The organism is Anaeromassilibacillus sp. An250, assembly GCF_002159845.1.
Taxonomy (GTDB): domain Bacteria; phylum Bacillota; class Clostridia; order Oscillospirales; family Acutalibacteraceae; genus Anaeromassilibacillus; species Anaeromassilibacillus stercoravium.
The window spans coordinates 65146-86259 of sequence record NZ_NFJK01000010.1 but is presented as its reverse complement, the minus strand read 5'-3'; the positions used below and the strand labels follow the sequence as shown (position 1 = coordinate 86259).

Here is a 21114-nt window from a genome sequence, read left to right as displayed (position 1 = left end):
CGTTGATTGGCCCCGCTAACTTTGCTACTCTGTTCTAAGTAATTCCTCAATTTGTTTTTTCATATATTCTACAAGTGCCATCGCTTCCTTTTCTACTGTCTCCCATTCATCAGACAAATTTCCCAAATAAGCTTCCTTTGCCGTTGTTAGCAGGGGGGGAAATCTCTCCGGCAATTTTAAAATTACCCATTTTGCGGCAACATCTTTTGTCGTGATTTCTTCTGTTACTAAAGTAAACCACATTCGTGATAAGGTTAATAACACATTTCTTTCATCACCCTTAAAGCTGGAAATCAAACCAGGTAAAGAAAACCGAATTGCTTTTTTAATTTCGTGAAATGGGATAGCGGGAATAAGCTCTTTGCTTTCCGCCCCCTTCAAAGTTATGCTATTTTTTCTTGCTTGCCATAATAAAATCATTATATCTGGGTCATTGCAGGCTTGCGGATATTCTCCTGCTTCCATCTCTCCCCTTAGCCATTCACCATACATATACTGACATTTTGGCGGAAATTGCAACGGAACAATATCAGATTGATTGATAATAGTTACCTCTAAAGGTCTTTTTTCAATACAGCCTACGGAGCCAGAAATTTTCAATAATTGCTTTGTTAGATCTGCTCTGATTGAATTACTCAATTCTTGTTTAGTAATTATCAGTATATCTATATCACTATCTGGACGCAGCCCATTCATTGTTGCTGAACCATATAAATATATCCCCAATATTTGACCTTGTAATATGGTTTCTGCTATTGAAATAACTTGATTTACTTGTTGTGGAAATTCATTTATATTCATTGTAACTCCTATATGTATTTATTTTTACTCCTCAACAACTGATAAAACAGCGTCTAAGGCTAATTCTAAGGCTATGGATATACTTGTTTTTCCCCATTCTCTTTCTTGGTATTTATGAGGGTCTGCAAGAGTATCGGCTGAAAAAAGCAGCATAGCCCATGTAACTTTTCTAAATTTTGCACACGCCGCCAATGCGGAACATTCCATTTCTACTACTTGACATCCCTCTTCTTTCCGATACTGAACCATTTCTACTGTTTCTCGATAAAAACCGTCTGTTGTCCATGTTTTAACTTCCCAATATGGTATATTCTTTTGGCTTAAAGCAGATTCAATCGCATTTATACCAGCCTTTGAAATCTCTACTTCTCGGGAGGGAGGAAGATAATGGTAAGATGTTCCCTCATCTCTCAATGCAGAAACAGGTATCAAAAATCTATTTTCCGGGATGTCTTCCAATACGCCGCAGGAGCCGACGGAAATAATCTTTGTTACACCCCCTGCAATTAAATATTCTAAAACTTGGACGGCAGCAGCACTTCCCACAGGAGCCGGACATAGACATATTTTCTCCTGATTATAAAGACATTCATAAATAGGATATCGTCTTGTTGCACTTTCAAATTCATCTATCTGTATTCCATCATGGGTATGTGCATAATTTTCAACCTCGTCTCCTAAAAAAGCAAACACTGCTTTTGCAGGAAAACATTTTTTCCCATTTCCCGGCTGAAAAACAGCTTTTGATGCGGTATCGTACTCTAAAACAGGGTAGTCATGCTTTACTAATGGCATATTATTATCTCGAATAACAGGCTATTATTCTATTCCTTTCATCATCTTTTTTGCCAACTGCTTGAACAGGTCGGCAGTTTCTTCATCCATCGGCGTAAGCTGTCCGATCTGTCCGGCAACCATCGCCGCTACATCGTCAATGGAAAGCGGGTTTTGCTTCTGTTCCGCCAATGCGTCCCGCATGGCTTGGAACATCGCGGCGGTCACAGCTTCTCCCGGCTGTTCCCCGTTGTCAATGTCTTTCTTAATATCCCGCAGGATAGCAAGGAACACATTTTTGATTTTCTCAATCTCCGCCTCATGTTCCCCCATCTTCTGGGCGTTCAAAAGCTGTAAATCCTGCTTTGCTTCCGCCCGGTGTTCCGGGTGTTCTTTCATCAGGTCGGACAGGGAAGCCGTTGCTATCTCGATAAGCTGGTTTCTTGCTGTTATGCCTTTTGCCGCTGTGTCCTGAAAATAAATCCGTATCAAATCTATCAGCTTAGGAAAATTCCTGTGTTCCAACAGGCGGTTGAGGATTTGCACATCAACAGCACCCGTCACGAGCCCCCTCACGGCTCCCTCGGACAAGCCTAATTCAGAAATATCGTAGCTTTTGCGGACGCTCACGGTAGACAAGCCCAGTATGTAGTCTGTCGATACCTTAAATTCCTTTGCCACACCTATGAGAATATCACTGCTGACCGTTCTCGTTTCGCCGCTGACAATGCGGCTCAACTGGGAAGCGGAAACGCCTATCTTCTCCGCAAGTTCCTTTTGTGTGATATGGTTTCCGTTGCATAAATCGGAAATCCGCTGTCCGGGTGTTCCGGGTAAAGCCATAGACACGCACCTCCTCCGCATACTTCCATTATACAGGATGATTACAAAAATGCAATTTCCAAAGTGTAAACTTCATCAAAATGCAATTCTCGCAAAATTCCGGGGATTGCATTTTTTTCGTGTAGACTTAGGGTAGTTCATCGATGGACAGCACCTTGAAAACAGAATGACCGTCCGAAAAGGAATACCCCGGCCGGGGAAGCACCGCAAGGAGCCGGACTTCGGGACAAAATGTCCCGAAGTTGTGGGGAGCGTGCCAATGCCGGAACACGCCGCAGAAATGGGGCAGGAAGCCTTTTCGGGAAGAACGGCAAAAGCGAAAAATGGAGGGACGCATGATAGAAAATCCATACAAACGCTTGCCGCCGCTGGAACGCAGACCGGACGGTTCCCTTTACCGCATGACCCCGGCGCAGAGGAAACGGGCAACTGCCCTCATTCGCCGGGAATGCTGCAACTGTGAGGGTGGTAACTGTATCGCCCTTGACGATGGGGACACCTGCACCTGCCCGCAGACAGTTTCTTTCTCGGTCTGCTGTAAGTGGTTCCGCTGGGCGGTCTTGCCGCTGGACGGGACGCTGGAAGCGGAGATTTTCCGGGATAAGGACATGAAACGCTGTGCGGTCTGCGGGGCTGCTTTCGTCCCACGCTCCAACCGGGGGAAATACTGCCCGGACTGCACCGCCAGAGTTCACAGGCGGCAGAAAACAGAAAGTGAACGGAAAAGGAGGTCTGCTGTGGACAGTTAGGAGCGGAAAAAGCCTTGATTTATCAGGCTTCGCAAGCCCCAAACCGGGGCAGGTGGTATAAAATATCGCCCGCCCTGGAAAACGGGCTTCTAACCGTCCACAAAACGAACTATGACAAATACGATTTACATTCACCAGCCGGAACAGGCGTTCAGCTTCACCCGGCTCCCGAATTTCCTCTTTGAAGCCCCTACATTCAAGCCCCTGTCCAGCGAGGCAAAGGTTCTGTACGCCTTTATCCTGCGCCGGACAGAGTTATCCCGCAAGAATGGGTGGGCGGACGAGTACGGGCGGATTTATCTGTACTATCCCATCTGCGAGGTGGTTGACCTACTCCACTGTGGGCGGCAGAAAGCGGTAAACACCCTGCGGGAACTGCAATATGCCGGACTGGTGGAAATCCAGAAACAGGGCTGTGGAAAACCCAACCGCATTTTCCCAAAATCCTATGAAGCGGTTCCAAACACCGACTTCAAGAAATCCCGTTCTGGTACGCCGGAGGGCTGAAAACCGTACCCATGAAGTACGGAAATCACTCCTGAGAAGTACGAAAACCGGACGGTATATAGAAATACAAAGATAAAAAGATTGATTTATATTCTATCCATTCCAATCCTATCCGAGCTATTTCCGGCGGGATTTTCCCTGTGGAAAACCCCGGGTCGGAAAGGAATGGGGAAAGGAGCAGAATGGCACAACACGCAATTTTGCGGTTTGAGAAGCACAAGGGCAACCCGGCAAGGCCGCTGGAAGCCCATCACGAAAGACAGAAAGAACAATACGCCAGCAACCCCGACATTGACACAAGCCGGAGCAAGTACAACTTCCATATCGTCAAGCCGGAGGGCAGGTACTATCATTTCATTCAAAACCGCATTGAACAGGCCGGGTGCCGAACCCGCAAGGACAGCACACGGTTTGTCGATACGCTGGTAACTGCCAGCCCGGAGTTTTTCAAGGGGAAATCCCCAAAGGAGATACAGGCGTTTTTCCAGAGGGCGGCGGACTTCCTCATTGGCCGGGTAGGACGGGAAAATATCGTGTCGGCGGTGGTACACATGGACGAGAAAACGCCCCACCTGCATTTGACCTTTGTTCCGCTGACAAAGGACAACCGCCTGTGTGCAAAGGAGATTATCGGCAACCGGGCAAACCTGACGAAGTGGCAGGACGATTTTCACGCCTATATGGTGGAGAAATATCCTGACTTGGAGCGTGGGGAGAGCGCCAGCAGGACAGGCCGGAAGCATATCCCCACCCGGCTTTTCAAACAGGCGGTTTCCCTCTCCCGGCAGGCAAGAGCCATTGAAGCCACACTGGACGGCATTAACCCGCTGAACGCCGGAAAGAAAAAAGAGGAAGCCCTCTCCATGCTGAAAAAGTGGTTCCCGCAGATGGAGAATTTCTCCGGGCAGTTGAAAAAGTACAAGGTCACAATCAATGACCTGCTGGCGGAGAATGAGAAGTTGGAAGCAAGGGCAAAGGCCAGCGAAAAAGGAAAGATGAAAGATACGATGGAACGGGCAAAGCTGAAAAGCGAACTGGACAATTTACAGCGGCTGGTTGACCGTATCCCGCCGGATATACTGGCGGAACTGAAACGTCAGCAGCGGCACACGGTAAAGGAAAGGTGATAGATATAAGCAGAAATTTTCGCCGCCTTTGTGCGGCATTGTACCTTGAAAACTGAATATGGAGGACACTGGATGGCAAAAAGTGAAAGCGATATTTTTACACCCCGAACAGGGCAGGTTATACAAGCAGAGAACGGCACGCAGTATTTTGTATGTGGGAACAACCGTATAAAAATCTCCGAACACTTCGCCGCAGGCGGGAAGCCCCTCGGTGATCTGATTGTAGATGTGGTGCGGCATACCGCAGAAAAAGCCGCTTCAACCTGATAGCCCATCATTGATAACACGCCCACGCTTATGATATAATTGCCATAGAGCAAAAGTATTGTAAGCGTGGGTTGTTTCTTTAGAAGGAGGATTTTTACGGTGAAACAACCTTACAATACTACGATTTACAACACGGCGCTTTATATGAGATTGAGCCGGGACGATGAACTGCAAGGAGAAAGCGGGAGTATTCAGACACAACGCATGATGCTCCGGCAATATGCCGCCGAGCATGGCCTGAATGTCATAGATGAATATATCGACGATGGATGGTCTGGAACGAACTTTGACAGGCCGGATTTTCAGAGAATGATTGATGACATTGAGGACGGGAAAATCAACTGCGTTGTTACGAAGGATTTATCCCGCTTAGGCAGAAACTACATTCTGACCGGCCAGTACACAGAAATCTACTTTCCCAGCAAAGGCGTCCGCTATATCGCTGTCAATGACAATGTGGACACCATCAACGGAGAGAATGAGCTTGCCCCATTCCTCAACATTCTGAATGAAATGCACGCCCGCCAGACCAGCAAAAAGGTAAAGGCGGCCATGCGGACACGGTTCGCAAATGGCGCACACTATGGAGCCTATGCTCCGCTTGGCTATGTCAAAGACCCAGATAAGAAAGGCCATCTTCTGATTGACCCGGAAACAAGGTGGATTATTGAAAAGATTTTTGACCTTGCCGTTCATGGCCGGGGAGCCGCCAGCATTACACGGATTTTGGTCGAAGAAAAAGTACCTACTCCCGGCTGGCTGAATTTCCAGAGATACGGCACTTTCGCAAATATCTATGCCGGAGCGCCGGAGGAAAAAGCCTATGCGTGGACGATAGCGCAGGTGAAAAGTATTCTGAAAGAGGAAACCTATATCGGACACAGCGTCCACAATAAGCAGACCAACATTTCATTCAAAAACAAGAAGAAAGTACGCAAGCCAAAAGAGGAATGGTATCGTGTGGAGAACACCCACGAAGCGATTATTTCCGAAGATGTGTTCCGTCAAGTACAGGAGCAGATTTGCAACAGGCGCAGACGGCAGAAGAACGGCACAACACAGATATTTTCCGGGCTGGTAAAATGTGCGGACTGCGGCTGGTCGCTGGCCTATGGTATGAACAGCCAGAACAAAAATCCCTATGCCCACTACCATTGTAGCAAGTACGGGCAAGGATTGCACCAGTGTTCCATGCACTATATCCGCTATGATGTGCTTTACGCCTATGTCCTTTCCCGTCTGCAATACTGGTCTGTGCTGGCACAGCAGGATGGGGACAAACTTCTGAAACGGCTACTTAACGCCAGCGACAAGGAACACAATACTGCAAGGAAGCGGCAGACAGCCGAACTGAAAAAGGCGGAAAAGCGCAAAGCAGAAGTAGACACCCTGTTTGCAAAAATGTATGAGGACTGGTCTGCCGGACGCATTACAGAATACAATTTCAATATGCTGTCCGAAAAGTATCAGGGCGAACAGCGAGAATTGGACGCAAAAATTGAACGGCTTCACGAAGCGATGGAGGTCGCCGCCCAGACAGCGGTTGACGCTGAAAAGTGGATAGGTCTGATGAAACAGTATGTCAATCCCACAGAATTGACGGCTGAACTTCTGAATACGCTGATTGAAAAAATCCTTGTCCATGAAGCGGTCAAAAGTGAGGACGGAAGCCGGGAACAGGAAGTGGAAATCTTCTACCGCTTTATCGGCAAAATCGAATGACACATCTTGAGATACCCAACAATATCTTTAACTAAGGGAAACGGGACAGTATTATCCGGATTATGCTTATAATCATCCGCTTTTTACACCAGGCTATAAAATATACAGTGATTCAACGGTATCTGAGTTTATCGGGCAGATTTCTATTGATGATTCTGTAGAATTTCAGAATGAATGGAATGCATTAAAGAAGAATAAGGACAAGATATATATATCTTACGATTCTACCAATAAGAATTGTCAGGCTGGAGATATTGAACTTGTTGAATACGGTCATGCTAAGGACGATAAGGGACTGCCAATTTTTAATTATTCCATTGCTTATGACTGTAATAACAGAGAGCCTCTCTTCTATGAGGATTATCCCGGAAGTATTGTGGATGTATCACAGCTTCAGTGCATGCTTGATAAAGCCAAGGCTTACGGATATAAGAACGCAGGATTTATTCTCGACCGCGGTTATTTCAGCCGTGAAAATATCAAATATATGGATAAATGTGGTTATGATTTTGTAATCATGATAAAAGGCATGAAAGCCCTTGTTAACGATGCTGTCAAAGAAGTTAAGGGTACATTTGAAGATAGCAGGCAGTATACAATAAGACGCTTTGGTGTAAATGGAACTACTGTGGAAAGAACTGTCTTTCCATCGGATGAAAGAAACAGATATCTGCACATTTATTACAGCTATAGCAAGGCAGCTGCTGAAAGGGAACAACTGGAACAAAAAATAGACAAGCTCGCTGCTTATTTTAAGAAACTGGAGGGGCAACCTGTAGTACTTGATAAATCATATGAAAAGTATTTCAGCCTGGAATACTACCACGAGGGTCAGGAAGACCAGTGCTTTGTGTGTGCTATAGAAAAGAGCTCTGTTATTGAAGAAGAACTGAAAATGTGTGGTTATTTCTGTATTATTACTTCGGAAAATATGAAGGCGAAAGAGGCTCTTGAACTGTATAAGAGCAGGGATGTTTCTGAAAAGTTATTCAAAGCGGATAAGACATTTTTAGGCAACAGAAGTATGAGGGTGTATACCGGTGATGCGCTGGAAGGGAAAATGTTGATTGCATTTGTTGCCCTGATTATCAGAAATCGCATGTATACAAAGCTCAAGGATGAAGAAGAAAAACTGCTCAGTTCTCCAAACTTTATGAATGTACCTGCAGCAATCAGGGAACTTGAGAAAATAGAGATGATACGGCAGGCGGATGGCGTTTATCGCCTGGATCATGCTGTAACAGCAAACCAGAAAATAATACTCAAAGCATTTGGTATTGATGCGAATTATATCAAAAGAAAAGCGGAACAAATCAGCAATGAACTGAATCCAAAAGTTCTTAAGGTTAAGATTAACGGGAGGAAATCATAGTGGCAAGAAAATATAAATCCAGAGTAACTACAGAAAAGCTTGATGCAAAAATCGAACAGCAGAAAGAGACATTGGAAAAGGCCAAAGCCAGATATGAAGCAGAAAAGGATGCTCTTGCAGAGCTTGTAAAAATGCGTAATGAACTGCGTAAGGAAGAATTAATGGATGCGGTTATAAATAGCAGCAGATCCTATGAAGAGATTCTTGCATTTGTGAAAGGGGAAGGTCTGACAGAATGAAAAAGGAATCAAAGAAACGAATCGACCTATATGATATCGGTGATGGTCTGACGCTTATGAATTTAATTGAAAAAAATGACAGCGGTAAGATGCACCATATAACTACTTACATAGGGATTGAAGGTAACGGTTTTGTATGCGTTGGCAATGCAAATGATTTGGATGCACCAGGTGCAATATTTAGCTATCAATCATATGTTAGGGAACAGGAAGCAATGTTGCCATTTCTTATTGATATCTTTGAAACGAATACTGGCGTAAAATAATGAAGATTGGAGTGCTGCAACAAGTAGGCTCCAATCTTTACATTTGAGTGGAAAAATTTCTGGAAGTTAAGAATCATAGTGCTGATAAAAATAACTCTAATTATTGCGTTTTATATGTTGACTGCTGAGTTAAAATGAATTATAATATTGCTTAATTGTATGGAGTTTTGTTAGGCCGAATTTACATGATGCTTAACTTACATGGCTCATTAAGATACAATTTCAACGATCATGAAATATGAAAGGAGCATCGTTCTTATGTCAGGAATTATTATTAATTATTTTATTATCTTGGATAAACAAAATAAATTTAATTAAAAACACATAGACACAACTATTTTATATATAGATATATAAGCGACAGTTGCGTTTTAGCGTGTCGCTTTTTTGTTGTCCTTGTGTTTATGAAGAAGAAAGGATACTATATATGAAATCAAATAAAAACTGGAAAGTTTCCGCTGTATTATTTTTATTAAGCCAAAATATATCTCTTTTTGGTTCGTCAATTGTTGGCTATGCTGTAATCTGGCATATAACCCTTGAAACATCATCAGGCTTTTGGATGATGATGGCAACTATATTTAGCAATCTGCCCCAAATAATAATCTCCTTATGGGGAGGTGCCTTAGCAGATAGGTTTAATCGTAAATATATGATTATGGCGGCAGACGGTTTTATAGCGTTGGCAACATTGGGTTTAGCAATATCGTATTGGGCAGGTTTTCAAGATAAAATTCTATTGTTGGTTGTTTTAGCAATTCGTTCGACGGGGGCAGGCATTCAATCTCCGGCAGTCAATGCTATTTATCCGCAAATAGTGCCAAAAGAAAATTTGACTAAAATTCAGGGTATTAATCAAACAGTAAATGCAATTTGTTTATTACTTGCTCCTGCTATTGGTGGAGTTTTGCTTGGTTCCATCGGTCTTGTTTGGGCTTTCATGGTCGATGTTGTTACAGCAGTTATTGCTATTACCATAATGAGCATGATCAAGGTTGGAAAACAAAATTCAACAGTAAATACAAACTCAATGATTTCAGATATTCGTGCAGGAATAGATTATGTATTTGAACATTCCGAGTTAAAGAAACTAATTGCTTTCTATGCTATTGCCTTTATTTTGCTGACCCCGGCAATGGTATTATCGCCGTTAATGATTGAACGTACATTTGGAAATGAAGTATGGCGATTGACTGCAAATGAAATTCTTTGGACTGTTGGTTCTCTTATTGGAGGCGTTTTTATTGCTTTAAGAAAGCAAATTAAAAATAAGGTATTTGCAATTGCTGCTGTTTTTATTGCATTTGGAATAGCATTTGGGTTTATGAGTATTGCGACAAATTTTGCATTGTATCTCGTATTTATCTTAATAGCAGGATTCTTTATGCCTATACTCACTACTGTACAAACCGTATATGTTCAGGAAATTACAGAGCCAGATGTATTAGGGCGAGTTTTTTCAATTATTCAAATAGCATCAACAAGTGCTTTGCCAATAGCTATTCTATTTCTGGGACCATTGGCAGACATTGTTAGTGTGCAATCTATGTTGTTTGTATCCGGTGTTTTATTAGTTATTTGCGGTGTGCTGTATGGCAGATAACGCTAAGAAAATAAATTGATATAAAATGACAAAAAGGAGGGCATTGTAGTATGGCAGGTACTTTTTGGGTGCATAGCAAAAGCTATTGCACTCTAAATATTTAGAAACTATTTTGTAACAGCTTTTGCTAATCCTAAGATTTATTTTTTAGGAGGTGCAGGATGAGCTATCCAAAAATATATGAGGTTTTACCAAAAGACATTATACTGCAAATTCAAGATTACATTGAAGGAGAAGTAATATATATTCCCAAACGCAGTGAGAATAAAAAATCTTGGGGAGATTGTACAGATACAAAAGAAATACTGTCACTCCGTAATAAAAAAATATATTATGACTATTGTGATGGCATATCTGTACAGCAACTAGCTCAGAAATATTTTTTGGCTGAAAAAAGCATTCAACGAATTATTAGATATGAAAAAAATAATAGATAAGTTCCACCCCAAATGCGTCATGTTATCATGGCGCATTTTTATTATAAAGAAAAGTTAGATTTACACTATTTTTGATATATTTTTAAAAGCACATTTAGATATTTTGGAACATCTTTAATCATAAAAGAAACGTGTAACCCTATGATAAAACAAAACTTGGTAAAATATAAGTAGTTATTAAATGGAGTCAAGTATACATATCAACGGTTATATAAAAACTGTAGTTATGGCAATATTTTTGTAATGAGCCAAATGGCGGTTTTGACTTGACAATCAAAGCTGCCGTTTTCCTGTTGAAAAATTAGATAAGCGGAGGGTGTATTAAATTCACCCTTTTTTTTGAGGACACGGCGGTATCAAGGAGGTATCGCTGTGTTCATTTTTTTTCGACAAAACTTGATAATTTATAACTTGTTAAAAAAAGTCTATATCCTCCAACGGGATATTATGGCTATCAGTATGAATATACACATCATTATATAAATGTAAATATTTCATGTTATGCCCGACTGTGCTTTCAGTCGGGCATTTTTGGGTTTTATTTAAAGTTTTTTCCGAAATTCACTTATAAGTTTGGCAGTTTTGCAATTCCCACCGTAGTAGTGGCGAAAGGGAAACAGCGGAGTCACCGCCCGAGAGGGGGTGAGAATGTGAAACCTAACAGCCATGAGCAAAGTAAGCGGCACACCTTTGATAGTTTTTGTAAAAAGGTACTGAAACATGAGGCAAGGGATTATTACGATGAGCTGAAACGCCAGCGTGATAGAGAAGTGTCCTTTTCCGATTTGTCTGAAAAAGAATTGGCTCAGCTTTATACAGAGGATAAATACTTTGTTAGCGAGCAGATTTTCAATGTTTTAGGTCTTAATGTCATCGTTACTGATGATGTGATTGCAGAGGCATTACAAAGTTTGCCGGAACGCAAGCGTGATATTATCTTGCTTTCCTATTTCCTTGAGTTGTCTGACCGAGAAATCGGAGACAAGCTGAATATGCTGCGTTCTACTGTCCAGTACCAAAGAACAAGCACGTTGCAACAGCTAAAAAATTTTATGAAGGGAGATATCCAGTCGAAAACACAAGGGTATATAAACGAGCAAGCTCGCCCTTGTGTTTTCTTTGTGTCTATGTTGCGTTCTCGTCACAGCAAACGACACGAACACACTGGCGAAAATGAACCAACAAAACGAAAAAAGAAAGGAGCGTATACTTCACAGACGGTGTTAAGGATACTTACCAGATGAAACCGTACATTGCACCGACCGCTGCTGAGTTGGAACAATTTCTTTCCTCTCTAAATTAAATCTTGCCGAAGCAGTGATGTGTCAGACTTTCCTGACACATCGCCGCTTTGCACTTCACAAAATCCGCTGCCAGGAGGTGATGAAATGAGTATGGTAAATGCTGACTCCGTTCAGCTATTCGCAATGCTGAAAAAAATGCAGGATTCCATTTCCTCCATCGAAACTACCAAAAAATCTGTAAAGATGAAATATGAACAGTTAGGTGCTGGATGGCAAGATAAAAAATACAACGAGTTGGGCGTGGTTGTAAGAGACTGCAACAAGGCTCTCAATGACATATTGGTAATTATGCTTCAAGCAGAAAAATATGTGGCTTTACTCGCCAAGAGCCTTAGTGAATACGAAAGTGTTCAACTAGGATCTACAAATGGAATATCTGCAAGCACACCTCAGACCAGTAGTTTTGCTGTTACACCATCAAGTGCAGATACAACCACCTTTGAGTCAAATACCTTTGGTTCTAATCTTGCATTTGTTCAAGACAGACTATCAGCTGAACGATATTTTTCCCGTGGAAATCACTATGAAGAATATCGAGATTATTGGGAGAACGGGAACTATACCTTTTCTCGAAATGAAAATCCAGAACTCGTATACGTTAGAGCAAGGGATATTGAAGGAGTTTATCTCAGTGACCGAGAACTTGGGAACCCGGAAGGATTTTGGACACGGAATGGTCGAGAGGGATGGTCGAGAGAAAACATTCTAAGGCGAGCTTCGCACATCCAAGATGTTCGTCAAAATACTGAGTCAGGAATGTCTTTGGATGAGCTTTCACAAAACCCAGTGTTAGATGATACCATTCGTAGCTATTACAATAATCCTGTCCAGGTTGCGCAGGTAGGTTCTTATTATGTATTTCAGAGTGATGGGCGACATCGAACACTTGCAGCTCAATCGCTTGATACATATATCCCGGTTTTAGTAACAGGTAGCTACACTCGAAATGATTAACAAATGAGGAGGTGAGTGTTTGAGCAACGTAAATGCTGATGCAACTCAATTACTGACAATACTGAAAAATATGCGGACCTCCATTTCTTCTATCGAAACTATTCTCGATACTAAATTCATAATCTCACAAATTGGCAAGCAGTGTAAACCTGTACAGGTTCACTCATTTTCTCGATTTTCCCTTCGGTGCAATCTTCGCAAATTTGCTTGTTGGGGAAGCATCCCCAATCCCCTTTGAACATCATCTGCCGATGATGGCTACACGATTTTCAATCGTTTCTCAAAGAACAGTAGAATAAAAATTTGCCCATGGTTGAAAGCACCGAAATCGAAAAGCAAAAAAGCAGCCACGATCCGCACCCTTTGGGGAGTGCAGACCGTGGCTTTTTGCTTTAACGGAAGTTCTTCTTTTCCTCTTTCTCTTTCTCTTTTTCCTGCTCTTTCTGCCTGTCGATATTCAAAATCGTTTCAACCGTCCGTTTGGCAATCAGCAGTTCTTCTTTCTCTTTTCTGATCTGACGGTACTCAGCGTAGTCCTGCTTTTTCTGGACTGCCAGCTGATGAAACTCCTCATACAATGATTGCATGGACGGGAGCTTTGTAATCTGCAATTCATCAAAGGCTTGCTTCGCCGCTTTATGAATTGTGATTTCCTGACGGTGTTCTTCAAAGAATTTTTTGCTATATCCAGACTTGCGGTACTCGATATAAATTTGCCTTGTGTTGCGATAATTTTTGATGTGCTGCTGCAACGCCTGAACCTCAACCATACGTTTCTCTGCGACCTTGATAGAATCAGAAAGCGCATCGAACCGGGCAGACAGATTTTCAATATGAGCAGTCAGATCGTCGTAGTTGCCCAAGCCTTTTTCTTTCAGTAGGATTACCGTTCGGGCAGCTTCTTTTCGGTTGAACTTCTTCGCCCACTTTTCATAACCGACCGTCTTGCCCTCGGCCATCTTTGCCTGAATATCAATCAGCATCTGGAACTGCTTCGGGGCAGGAGCCTTGGCAGAGCCGCCTTTTGATTTGTGCAGGTTCTTGCCGGAGATAACCGCTTGAATTTCCTCTTTGCTATATCCTTCGCCCAGGGAACGCAGCCGAATGAAACGCTTCTGATTCTCGCCCTTGAACGCAGGCTGCTTTCCATCCTTGAACTCAAATCCCATGTCAGCCAGAGCCTGAACAAAGCCATCAAAGCTCTTTGGTTTCTGCTTCAGCACCGCATCAATCGCATCACATAATTCGTCACGCTGGGTACGCTTCTTGGGATAAACAGTTCTTTTCTGGCGCTCCCGATACGGCTTCGGTGTAATAATGGACAGCCCGTGTTCCAGGCAAACCATATCACTGAGTCTTTGCACCGCCAGACCGGAAAGAAAGAAGTTTTTGAATTTCCGTGTGGCATCCAGCGAGGTCGAATTATAAATGATATGATTGTGAATGTGGGATTTGTCGATGTGGGTCGCAACGATGAAAGCGTGTTTTCCCTTTGTCCATCGCATCGCTGTTTCATAGCCGACTTGGTTCGCTTCTTCCGGGGTGATTTCTCCCGGCTTAAAGGACTGGCGTATCTGGTATGCGATGATATTGTTCTTCTGCTGTCTGCCGGTAATATGCTGATACTGCCGTTTGGAAAGCAGAAATTCCTCATCTGCTGTCTTTGGATCACACTCATAGGAACTGATAAATTCGCCATCATTGGTTTTTGCGGCATTTTGTGAGTAGTCGGTTCTGTCTGCCAAACATTGAGCGACCGTCTTTCCCTTATTCACATGGAGTGCAATCAATCTTGTCGCTGCCATTCCCATCACTTCCTTCCCAAAAAGAAAAAGCCACCGGTCGGTGACTTTTCTCTGATATTATCTTATGACCTGATAAATGCTCCCAGACTTTCTCCAATATTCTCGACTTTCATAACAGCCCAGACGAGCAAGAACACCGCTGCTATTGTCGCAATTCCAAGAACCACAAGAATAAGCAGGGACTGCCACAAAGCCTTTACAATGCAGTAAATCGCAGATCCGCCAATGACCAAGAGCAATAAACCAATTACATAGGACACAACATTTGTAAGCAGATTTCCAAGAATGCAAATCACTTTTACAACGAACAGCACCGGCAGTGCCAATATCTTCAATACCAGCTTCATAGGCTCAACCCCTTTCTTTTAATTATATTGTACAAGGGTATCTGCCATAACGCAATGATGTCAACCCTTATGTAAAAGCCGCAGCCGAAACTGCGACTTCCCAACAAGTTGTCGGATTACTGGATTGAGGACAGGCGAACAAGAACTTCTCTCATGTCCGTCCAGATCTCCTCCAGCCGTTTTTGCAAATCCTCAATGTCAGCACGATAGATGCTGCCTGTTTCGTTCGCTCGCTTTGCGTACTGGTTCAGGTTGTTGGAGCAGATTCGCAGGAGCGAAACCAGGGCTTTCACATCCTGCAAATCCAGTCTGATACAGTAACCATCCAGAGCCATTTTCCGCAGATAGGCTCCCATGCTGCGGATGCCAAGCTCGTCCATCTTCTCATGGATTCGCTCGACCTCCTCCTTGGATGCAAGGAAATGAACATCCTGATCTCGCTTTGCCATTACAACACCTCCTCACGGGTTTCAGAGTATTTTGCAGGCGGGATATGCTCCGCTTTGGATTTCAGATCAGCCAACACAGAAGGACGCTCTGACTCGCTTCTTTCGTCACGATTTTCCACAGAGTCCTCCATATTCAGGGCTGCATCCAGTTCTGCCAGTCGCTGACTTTTGGCTGTCAGCTCTGCTTCCTGCGGGAACGGTTTTCCAACCTCCGCCTTGGCTGCTTCCTGCTGATTGTAGAGATTATTCAACTGCTCATTGGCTCGTTCTAAGCGCTCAAGGATGCCTGCAAGGGCATTGTCCAGTCGGGTGATATTTCCTCGTGCGTCCGTTCCAAGGGCTACTCTGTGGCTCACAGCGCCCTTCAGGGTCACATCGAACTCGTTCCGGAAACTGTCAAACGAAAGCTCCATCTGAAAGCCACGGTAACTGCCAAGAGGAACCGGATCGGCACTTTTCGTGTCCTTACAAGCCGCAAGGAGGATTTCACCGGCATCTGCCTTTTCGGTGTAGGCTTTGCCCATGATTTCCATGCCGCAAAAGCCATCGGCAATCTGCGGGTGTGCTTCCACGGTTTTAATATCAGCTTCAAAGCCATGAATATAGCCTGTCTGCTTTTCAATCTCAGCCGGGAAGTATTTCAGAAGCTTATCTTCCATACGGTACTGCTGGCTCTGGTGGTCAGCTTTCAGCACCTTCAGCCTTGCCACATCAATGTCCAAGTCCATCTTTTCCTTGATAAGCGGATTGCCGGCACACAGCGCCTTGATCTCCGCATAGGACAGCGCCTGCTCATCCACATCGTCACAGGAGCGAACCGGTGATTTGGAGGTCATAATCTGAGAAATAAACTTCTGCTTGTTTTCCAAGGTCTGATACAGGTAGGCATCGAAGGTTCCCTCGGTCACATACTGATACACCTGAACCTCTTTGTTCCGGTTGCCCTGACGGATGATACGACCGTTTCTCTGGGTCATATCAGACGGACGCCAACCCACATCCAAGTGGTGAACTGCCACCAATTTGTCCTGGACGTTGGTTCCTGCACCCATCTTTTGCGTACTGCCAAGAAGCACTCGCACCTGCCCGGTACGAACCTTGGCAAAGAGGTCTTTTTTCTTTGCCTCGGTATCTGCATCATGGATAAAGGCAACTTCTTCCGCAGGCACACCGTTTGCAATCAGCTTGGTTTTGACATCATCATAGACATTGAAGGTTCCATCATTTTTCGGTGTGCTAAGGTCGCAGAACACCAACTGGGTCAATTTGTCAGCCTGACCGTCCTGCCAGATACGCAGGATATTTCCCACGCAGGCATTGAGCTTGCTGTCAGGGTCATCGGGTAACAGGGTGTTCATTAGCCGCTGATCCAGTCCCAATTTTCGTCCGTCGCTGGTAATCTTGAGCATATTATCGACGGACGGGTCTACAATACCGGCATGAACATCTGCTGCTCTCTCTGAAAGGGAAGCCACCATATCCTTCTGGTACTCAGAGGGCTGAACCACAACCGTTTCAAACTTTGCTTCGGGAACAGGGAGATGCAACTGGTCAGAGGTCTTGATGTCGGCAACCTCCTTGAACATATTCATCAGTTCAGGCAGGTTGAAGAACTTCGCAAATCGGGTTCTGGCACGATAGCCGGTTCCCTCCGGTGCAAGCTCAATCGCAGTTGTTGTTTCTCCGAAGGTCGATGCCCAGGAATCAAAATGGGTCAGGTTCTTTTGCTGGAGCGTACTGTACTGGAGATAGCGCATGACCGTATAAAGCTCGGTCATCGAGTTACTTACTGGAGTACCGGTTGCAAAGATCACACCACGCCCGCCGGTCAGCTCATCCATATAGCGGCACTTCATAAACATATCCGAAGATTTCTGGGCTTCGGAGGTGGACAGACCTGCCACATTTCGCATTTTTGTGTAGAGGAACAAATTCTTGAACGCATGGCTTTCGTCCACAAACAGCCGGTCTACACCCAACTGCTCAAAGGTAATGACATCATCTTTCTTGTCAGCGGCAAGGAGCTTGTCCAGTCTGGCTTCCAATGATTTTCGTGTTTTCTCCATCTGCTTGATCGTGAAGTTTTCGCCACGCTGCCATTTCAGCTCCGCAATCGCACCCTCGATCTCATCAATCTGCTCCCGCAGCTGCCGTTCCTGTCGTTCGGCAGAAAGCGGGATTTTTTCAAACTGGCTGTGACCGATGATGACTGCATCATAGTCACCCGTTGCGATACGAGCGCAGAACTTCTTACGGTTTGCTGTTTCAAAATCCTTCTTGGTGGCAACAAGGAGCTTGGCACTCGGATAGAGGTGCAGGAACTCGTTTGCCCACTGTAAGGTCAAGTGATTCGGCACAACGAACAGGGATTTCTGGCTCAATCCAAGCCGTTTACTCTCCATAGCCGATGCAGCCATCTCGAAGGTCTTGCCCGCACCAACTTCGTGTGCAAGCAGCGTATTTCCACCATATAGCACATGAGCGATAGCATTTCTCTGGTGTTCACGGAGGGTAATATCCGGGTTCATGCCGCCGAAACGGATATGAGAGCCATCATACTCACGAGGTCTGGTGGAGTTAAAAAGTTCGTTGTACTTGGTGGAAAGGGTTTCTCGTCTGTGCGGATCTCTCCAAATCCAATCTCGGAACGCATCCTTGATTGCCTGCTGTTTCTGCTGTGCCAGGGTAGTTTCTTTTTTATTGAGGACACGCTTCTGCTTACCATCTGCATCTTCAATCGTATCATAGATACGAATATCCTTCAGATTCAGCGTTTCCTCCAGAATCCGATATGCGTTGGCTCGCTCTGTACCGTAGGTGACATACGCCGCCACATCGTTGTAGTTGGGAGAACTCTTACCGTTGATGCGCCACTCTGCGGTCAGCTCGGAGAACTTGACCTCAATGGAACGGCGCAAGTAATACGGCGTTTCAAAGGTTTCCTCCATGAACTGCTGAATATAATCGGCATCAATCCATGTTGCACCCAAACGCACATCAATCTCGGACGCATCCAAGTCCTTCGGCTGTGCTTTCTGCAAGGCTTCCACATTGATGTGGAAGGAAGAATCCCTGTCTGCCGCCATCTGTGCGACACGCAGCTTGCTTCTTACATCACCGGAAAGGTAATCATCGGCAGTCTGCCATCCAACTTCCACAGCATCGGGAGCCATCGGGTCTTTGAAGATCACCCCTCGAAGCTCTGCCTGAATCGCATCGTATTCTCCAGGTGTTCCAAGCAGCTGTGCCATAAACGGCAAATCCACCTTGCCACGCTCACCGATAGAGATTGCCAGAGCTTCGGACGGCGTATCCACGCTCGTCACTCTGCGTTCCGGCTTGATGGTTCGCTTGGTGAACATATCCGCCTTGCTTTTCAGATTGCCGTCCTCATCCACATTTTCCAGAGAACACAGGAGATAGTAGGAGGAATCGTCAGCAAATGCCTGACCATTGGCTCGATTATTGATAAGCCCGTTCTTTGCGGCAAACGCATCGTAGGCATCATTCAGTTCTGCCTGTTTCTGAGTAATCATTTCATCCGGGTAATCCTCAAGCTGATATTCGATCAGCTCGTTGACGATACCACGAAGTTCCACCATGCCCATCACACGGTCTTTTGCTTTCTCATTCAGGTCTACACGGCGCATCAGGGAGTTTTCACGGAAGTACACATTGCCATCCACCACGGTATAAGAGAAATTCTTTACATCCGGGGTTGCAGGAATGGTTTCGATTTCCTTACCCTTGTCAGCTTCGGGAAGCTCCACAGCCTGATAGGTTCCTTGGATGTGGGAAACTGCTTCTTTCAGAAGTTCGGACAGTTCCATGCCCTCAATGGGACGCACTGTAATGTCCATGCCGTAGGCGGTACTTTCTTCCACCGTATCGCCCAGAACCATTTCAGGATGAGCGACAAAGTAGCTGTTCATGGTGTGTCCTTCTTCGGTGCGGTCAAGGTTTACCCATTCCGGTACAATGTCAATCGGATGGTCACGCTTTTGCAGGAACAGGATGTCGGACACGACTTCCGTGCCTGCGTTTTTCTTAAAGGCATCGTTTGGCAGACGGATTGCACCAAGCAGTTCCGCCCTCTGCGCCATATATCGCCTTGCGTCAGAGTTCTTGGAATCCATGGTGTAACGGCTTGTCACAAAAGCGACCACACCACCGGGACGAACCTGATCCAAAGCCTTGGCAAAGAAATAGTTGTGAATGGAGAATCCCAGCTTGTCATACGGCTTGTCGGACACTTTGTAGTTGCCGAAAGGGACATTACCCACAGCCAGATCGTAAAAGTCTCGGCGGTCTGTCGTTTCAAAACCGGCTACTTTGATTTCTGCGTTGGGATAGAGCTTCTGAGCAATTCTGCCGGTGATGGAATCCAGTTCCACACCATACAAACGGCTGCTCTGCATTTCAGGAGGGAGCATACCAAAGAAGTTGCCGATACCCATAGCAGGCTCCAGAATATTTCCTGTTTCAAAGCCCATCTGTCCGACCGCATCGTAGATGGAGCGAATGACCGTAGGGCTGGTGTAATGTGCGTTCAGGGTGGAAGCTCTTGCCGCAGCATATTCATCTTCGGAAAGCAGGTTTTTCAGTGTCTGATACTCCTTCGCCCAATTTCCCTTGTCCGGGTCAAAGGCATCTGCCAGACCGCCCCAACCGACATAATTCGACAAAATCTCCTGTTCTTCGGTAGTGGCGTTCCTGTTCTCGCTTTCCAGTTTGAACAGAGTTTCAATGGCTGCGATGTTTCTTGCGAATTTCTGCTTCGGTCCACCTTCACCGATGTTGTCATCCGTGATGTGGAAGTTCACCGCAGGAACAGGTGGGATTTCTCTGGTGGTGATGGACTGCTCAAGCTGAGCGATAATGTCCATGACTTCGGCATTCTGCCATCCGTCCACCTGGGCATAATCCTGAATGATGGTGTCCTTTCCATCTACGCACTGTACGAAGTCCAGACTACCCGGCAGATCTCTGGTATTCATTGCACCCAGGGCTTTTCTCTGCGTGTCAGGAAGTGCATAGTAGGCTCGCAGGGCATCATCAAAGGAACTGTATTCCTTGATGTCCAGCGCACCCCGCTTCTGAATGTCCTCGGCAACATAAAAATGATCGATGAAGTGTTCCGGTTCCTGCTGTTCGGGTTCCGCACTGGCTCTGACCTGTGCGTGTGCCTTTTCGTCAGGGTAGGAGCGGTTTTCAGGCGTCACCTCCCACGGTTTCAGTTCCGGGGAAGAACGGCGAACGCCGGTATCCGCCACATCAAACACATAGCGCAGATACGGTTTATCCCTGTTCATCACAAACAGAGCAATGCCGGTAGAGCCACGCTTTACATATCTGCGGTAATTTTCAGCGTTCCAGTCCTCATAGGGCTTGCAAAAGGTCGCATTGGGGCGCTGAGCATATCGTCTACATCTTCCCGCAGCTGAAGAATCGCATAGGAATCCGTGGGGCTTTCCAGAAAAGCAACCATTCTGTCATCCGGGGTGGTATTTCCGTGAACATCATCCCATTTTTCGTTTTTCATATCCGT

At 45.0% G+C, this 21114-nt stretch carries 18 protein-coding genes and 2 pseudogenes; 12 read left to right on the top strand and 8 right to left on the bottom strand.

Going from position 1 to position 21114, the window contains the following annotated elements:
• Window positions 1–24: 24 nt before the first annotated feature.
• The 3 genes from B5F54_RS10405 to B5F54_RS10395 are packed head-to-tail and all read right to left on the bottom strand — an operon-like array spanning window position 25 to window position 2418.
• Window positions 25–801: an ANT(9) family aminoglycoside nucleotidyltransferase gene (locus tag B5F54_RS10405; protein ID WP_002578722.1), complete on the bottom strand. Its 777-nt coding sequence runs from the start codon at window positions 799–801 to the stop codon at window positions 25–27.
• Between the two features lie 24 nt (window positions 802–825).
• Window positions 826–1596: a nucleoside phosphorylase gene (locus tag B5F54_RS10400; RefSeq protein WP_002578723.1), complete on the bottom strand. Its 771-nt coding sequence runs from the start codon at window positions 1594–1596 to the stop codon at window positions 826–828.
• 24 nt (window positions 1597–1620) lie between these two features.
• A complete protein-coding gene (locus B5F54_RS10395; RefSeq protein ID WP_002578724.1) occupies window positions 1621–2418 on the bottom strand; it encodes a helix-turn-helix domain-containing protein in 798 nt (265 codons plus the stop codon).
• Window positions 2419–2753: 335 nt separating this feature from the next.
• Here B5F54_RS10395 and B5F54_RS10390 point away from each other — a divergent pair, with 335 nt between their 5' ends.
• From B5F54_RS10390 to B5F54_RS10330, 12 genes and pseudogenes are all read left to right on the top strand, one after another.
• Window positions 2754–3167 carry a cysteine-rich VLP domain-containing protein gene (locus B5F54_RS10390; RefSeq protein ID WP_087233942.1) on the top strand — a complete coding sequence of 138 codons (414 nt, stop codon included), beginning with the start codon at window positions 2754–2756 and terminating at the stop codon, window positions 3165–3167.
• 111 nt (window positions 3168–3278) lie between these two features.
• A complete protein-coding gene (locus tag B5F54_RS10385; protein ID WP_087233940.1) occupies window positions 3279–3674 on the top strand; it encodes a replication initiator protein A in 396 nt (131 codons plus the stop codon).
• A 182-nt stretch (window positions 3675–3856) separates the two neighbouring features.
• Complete coding sequence (gene mobV / locus B5F54_RS10375) at window positions 3857–4801, top strand: MobV family relaxase (RefSeq protein WP_002334814.1); 945 nt, start codon at window positions 3857–3859, stop codon at window positions 4799–4801.
• Between the two features lie 72 nt (window positions 4802–4873).
• Window positions 4874–5068, top strand: a complete 195-nt coding sequence (locus tag B5F54_RS10370) for a hypothetical protein (protein WP_002334813.1) — start codon at window positions 4874–4876, stop codon at window positions 5066–5068.
• Between the two features lie 99 nt (window positions 5069–5167).
• The gene (locus B5F54_RS10365) at window positions 5168–6790 is read left to right on the top strand and encodes a recombinase family protein (RefSeq protein ID WP_087233938.1); all 1623 of its coding nucleotides are present in this window, start codon (window positions 5168–5170) and stop codon (window positions 6788–6790) included.
• Window positions 6791–6833: 43 nt separating this feature from the next.
• Window positions 6834–8162: pseudogene (locus tag B5F54_RS10360) on the top strand (IS1634 family transposase); the annotation flags it as partial.
• Window positions 8162–8401: a hypothetical protein gene (locus B5F54_RS10355; protein WP_002578779.1), complete on the top strand. Its 240-nt coding sequence runs from the start codon at window positions 8162–8164 to the stop codon at window positions 8399–8401. The pseudogene B5F54_RS10360 and the gene B5F54_RS10355, both read left to right, overlap by 1 nt.
• On the top strand, window positions 8398–8667 hold the full coding sequence (locus B5F54_RS10350) for a hypothetical protein (protein ID WP_002578778.1): 270 nt from the start codon (window positions 8398–8400) through the stop codon (window positions 8665–8667). The genes B5F54_RS10355 and B5F54_RS10350 overlap by 4 nt, the downstream gene beginning before the upstream one ends.
• Before the next feature lie 427 nt (window positions 8668–9094).
• Window positions 9095–10270, top strand: a complete 1176-nt coding sequence (locus B5F54_RS10345) for an MFS transporter (RefSeq protein WP_002578941.1) — start codon at window positions 9095–9097, stop codon at window positions 10268–10270.
• A 161-nt stretch (window positions 10271–10431) separates the two neighbouring features.
• Window positions 10432–10707: a CD3324 family protein gene (locus B5F54_RS10340; RefSeq protein ID WP_002578942.1), complete on the top strand. Its 276-nt coding sequence runs from the start codon at window positions 10432–10434 to the stop codon at window positions 10705–10707.
• 650 nt (window positions 10708–11357) lie between these two features.
• Window positions 11358–11951, top strand: coding sequence for a sigma-70 family RNA polymerase sigma factor (locus B5F54_RS10335; RefSeq protein ID WP_002578943.1), 594 nt, complete (start codon window positions 11358–11360; stop codon window positions 11949–11951).
• A 144-nt stretch (window positions 11952–12095) separates the two neighbouring features.
• Window positions 12096–12965 carry a hypothetical protein gene (locus B5F54_RS10330; protein WP_002578944.1) on the top strand — a complete coding sequence of 290 codons (870 nt, stop codon included), beginning with the start codon at window positions 12096–12098 and terminating at the stop codon, window positions 12963–12965.
• Between the two features lie 392 nt (window positions 12966–13357).
• Here the strand turns inward: B5F54_RS10330 and B5F54_RS10325 are convergent, their stop codons facing one another.
• The 5 genes and pseudogenes from B5F54_RS10325 to B5F54_RS10305 form a co-directional block, all read right to left on the bottom strand.
• Window positions 13358–14770, bottom strand: coding sequence for a relaxase/mobilization nuclease domain-containing protein (locus tag B5F54_RS10325; RefSeq protein ID WP_002578945.1), 1413 nt, complete (start codon window positions 14768–14770; stop codon window positions 13358–13360).
• Between the two features lie 62 nt (window positions 14771–14832).
• The gene (locus B5F54_RS10320) at window positions 14833–15117 is read right to left on the bottom strand and encodes a hypothetical protein (RefSeq protein WP_002578946.1); all 285 of its coding nucleotides are present in this window, start codon (window positions 15115–15117) and stop codon (window positions 14833–14835) included.
• 116 nt (window positions 15118–15233) lie between these two features.
• Window positions 15234–15566 carry a plasmid mobilization protein gene (locus B5F54_RS10315; RefSeq protein ID WP_002578947.1) on the bottom strand — a complete coding sequence of 111 codons (333 nt, stop codon included), beginning with the start codon at window positions 15564–15566 and terminating at the stop codon, window positions 15234–15236.
• Window positions 15566–20767 (bottom strand): annotated as a pseudogene (locus tag B5F54_RS10310) (SNF2-related protein); the annotation flags it as partial. The gene B5F54_RS10315 and the pseudogene B5F54_RS10310, both read right to left, overlap by 1 nt.
• A 143-nt stretch (window positions 20768–20910) precedes the next feature.
• Window positions 20911–21108: a hypothetical protein gene (locus B5F54_RS10305; RefSeq protein WP_087233936.1), complete on the bottom strand. Its 198-nt coding sequence runs from the start codon at window positions 21106–21108 to the stop codon at window positions 20911–20913.
• Between the last annotated feature and the right edge of the window lie 6 nt (window positions 21109–21114).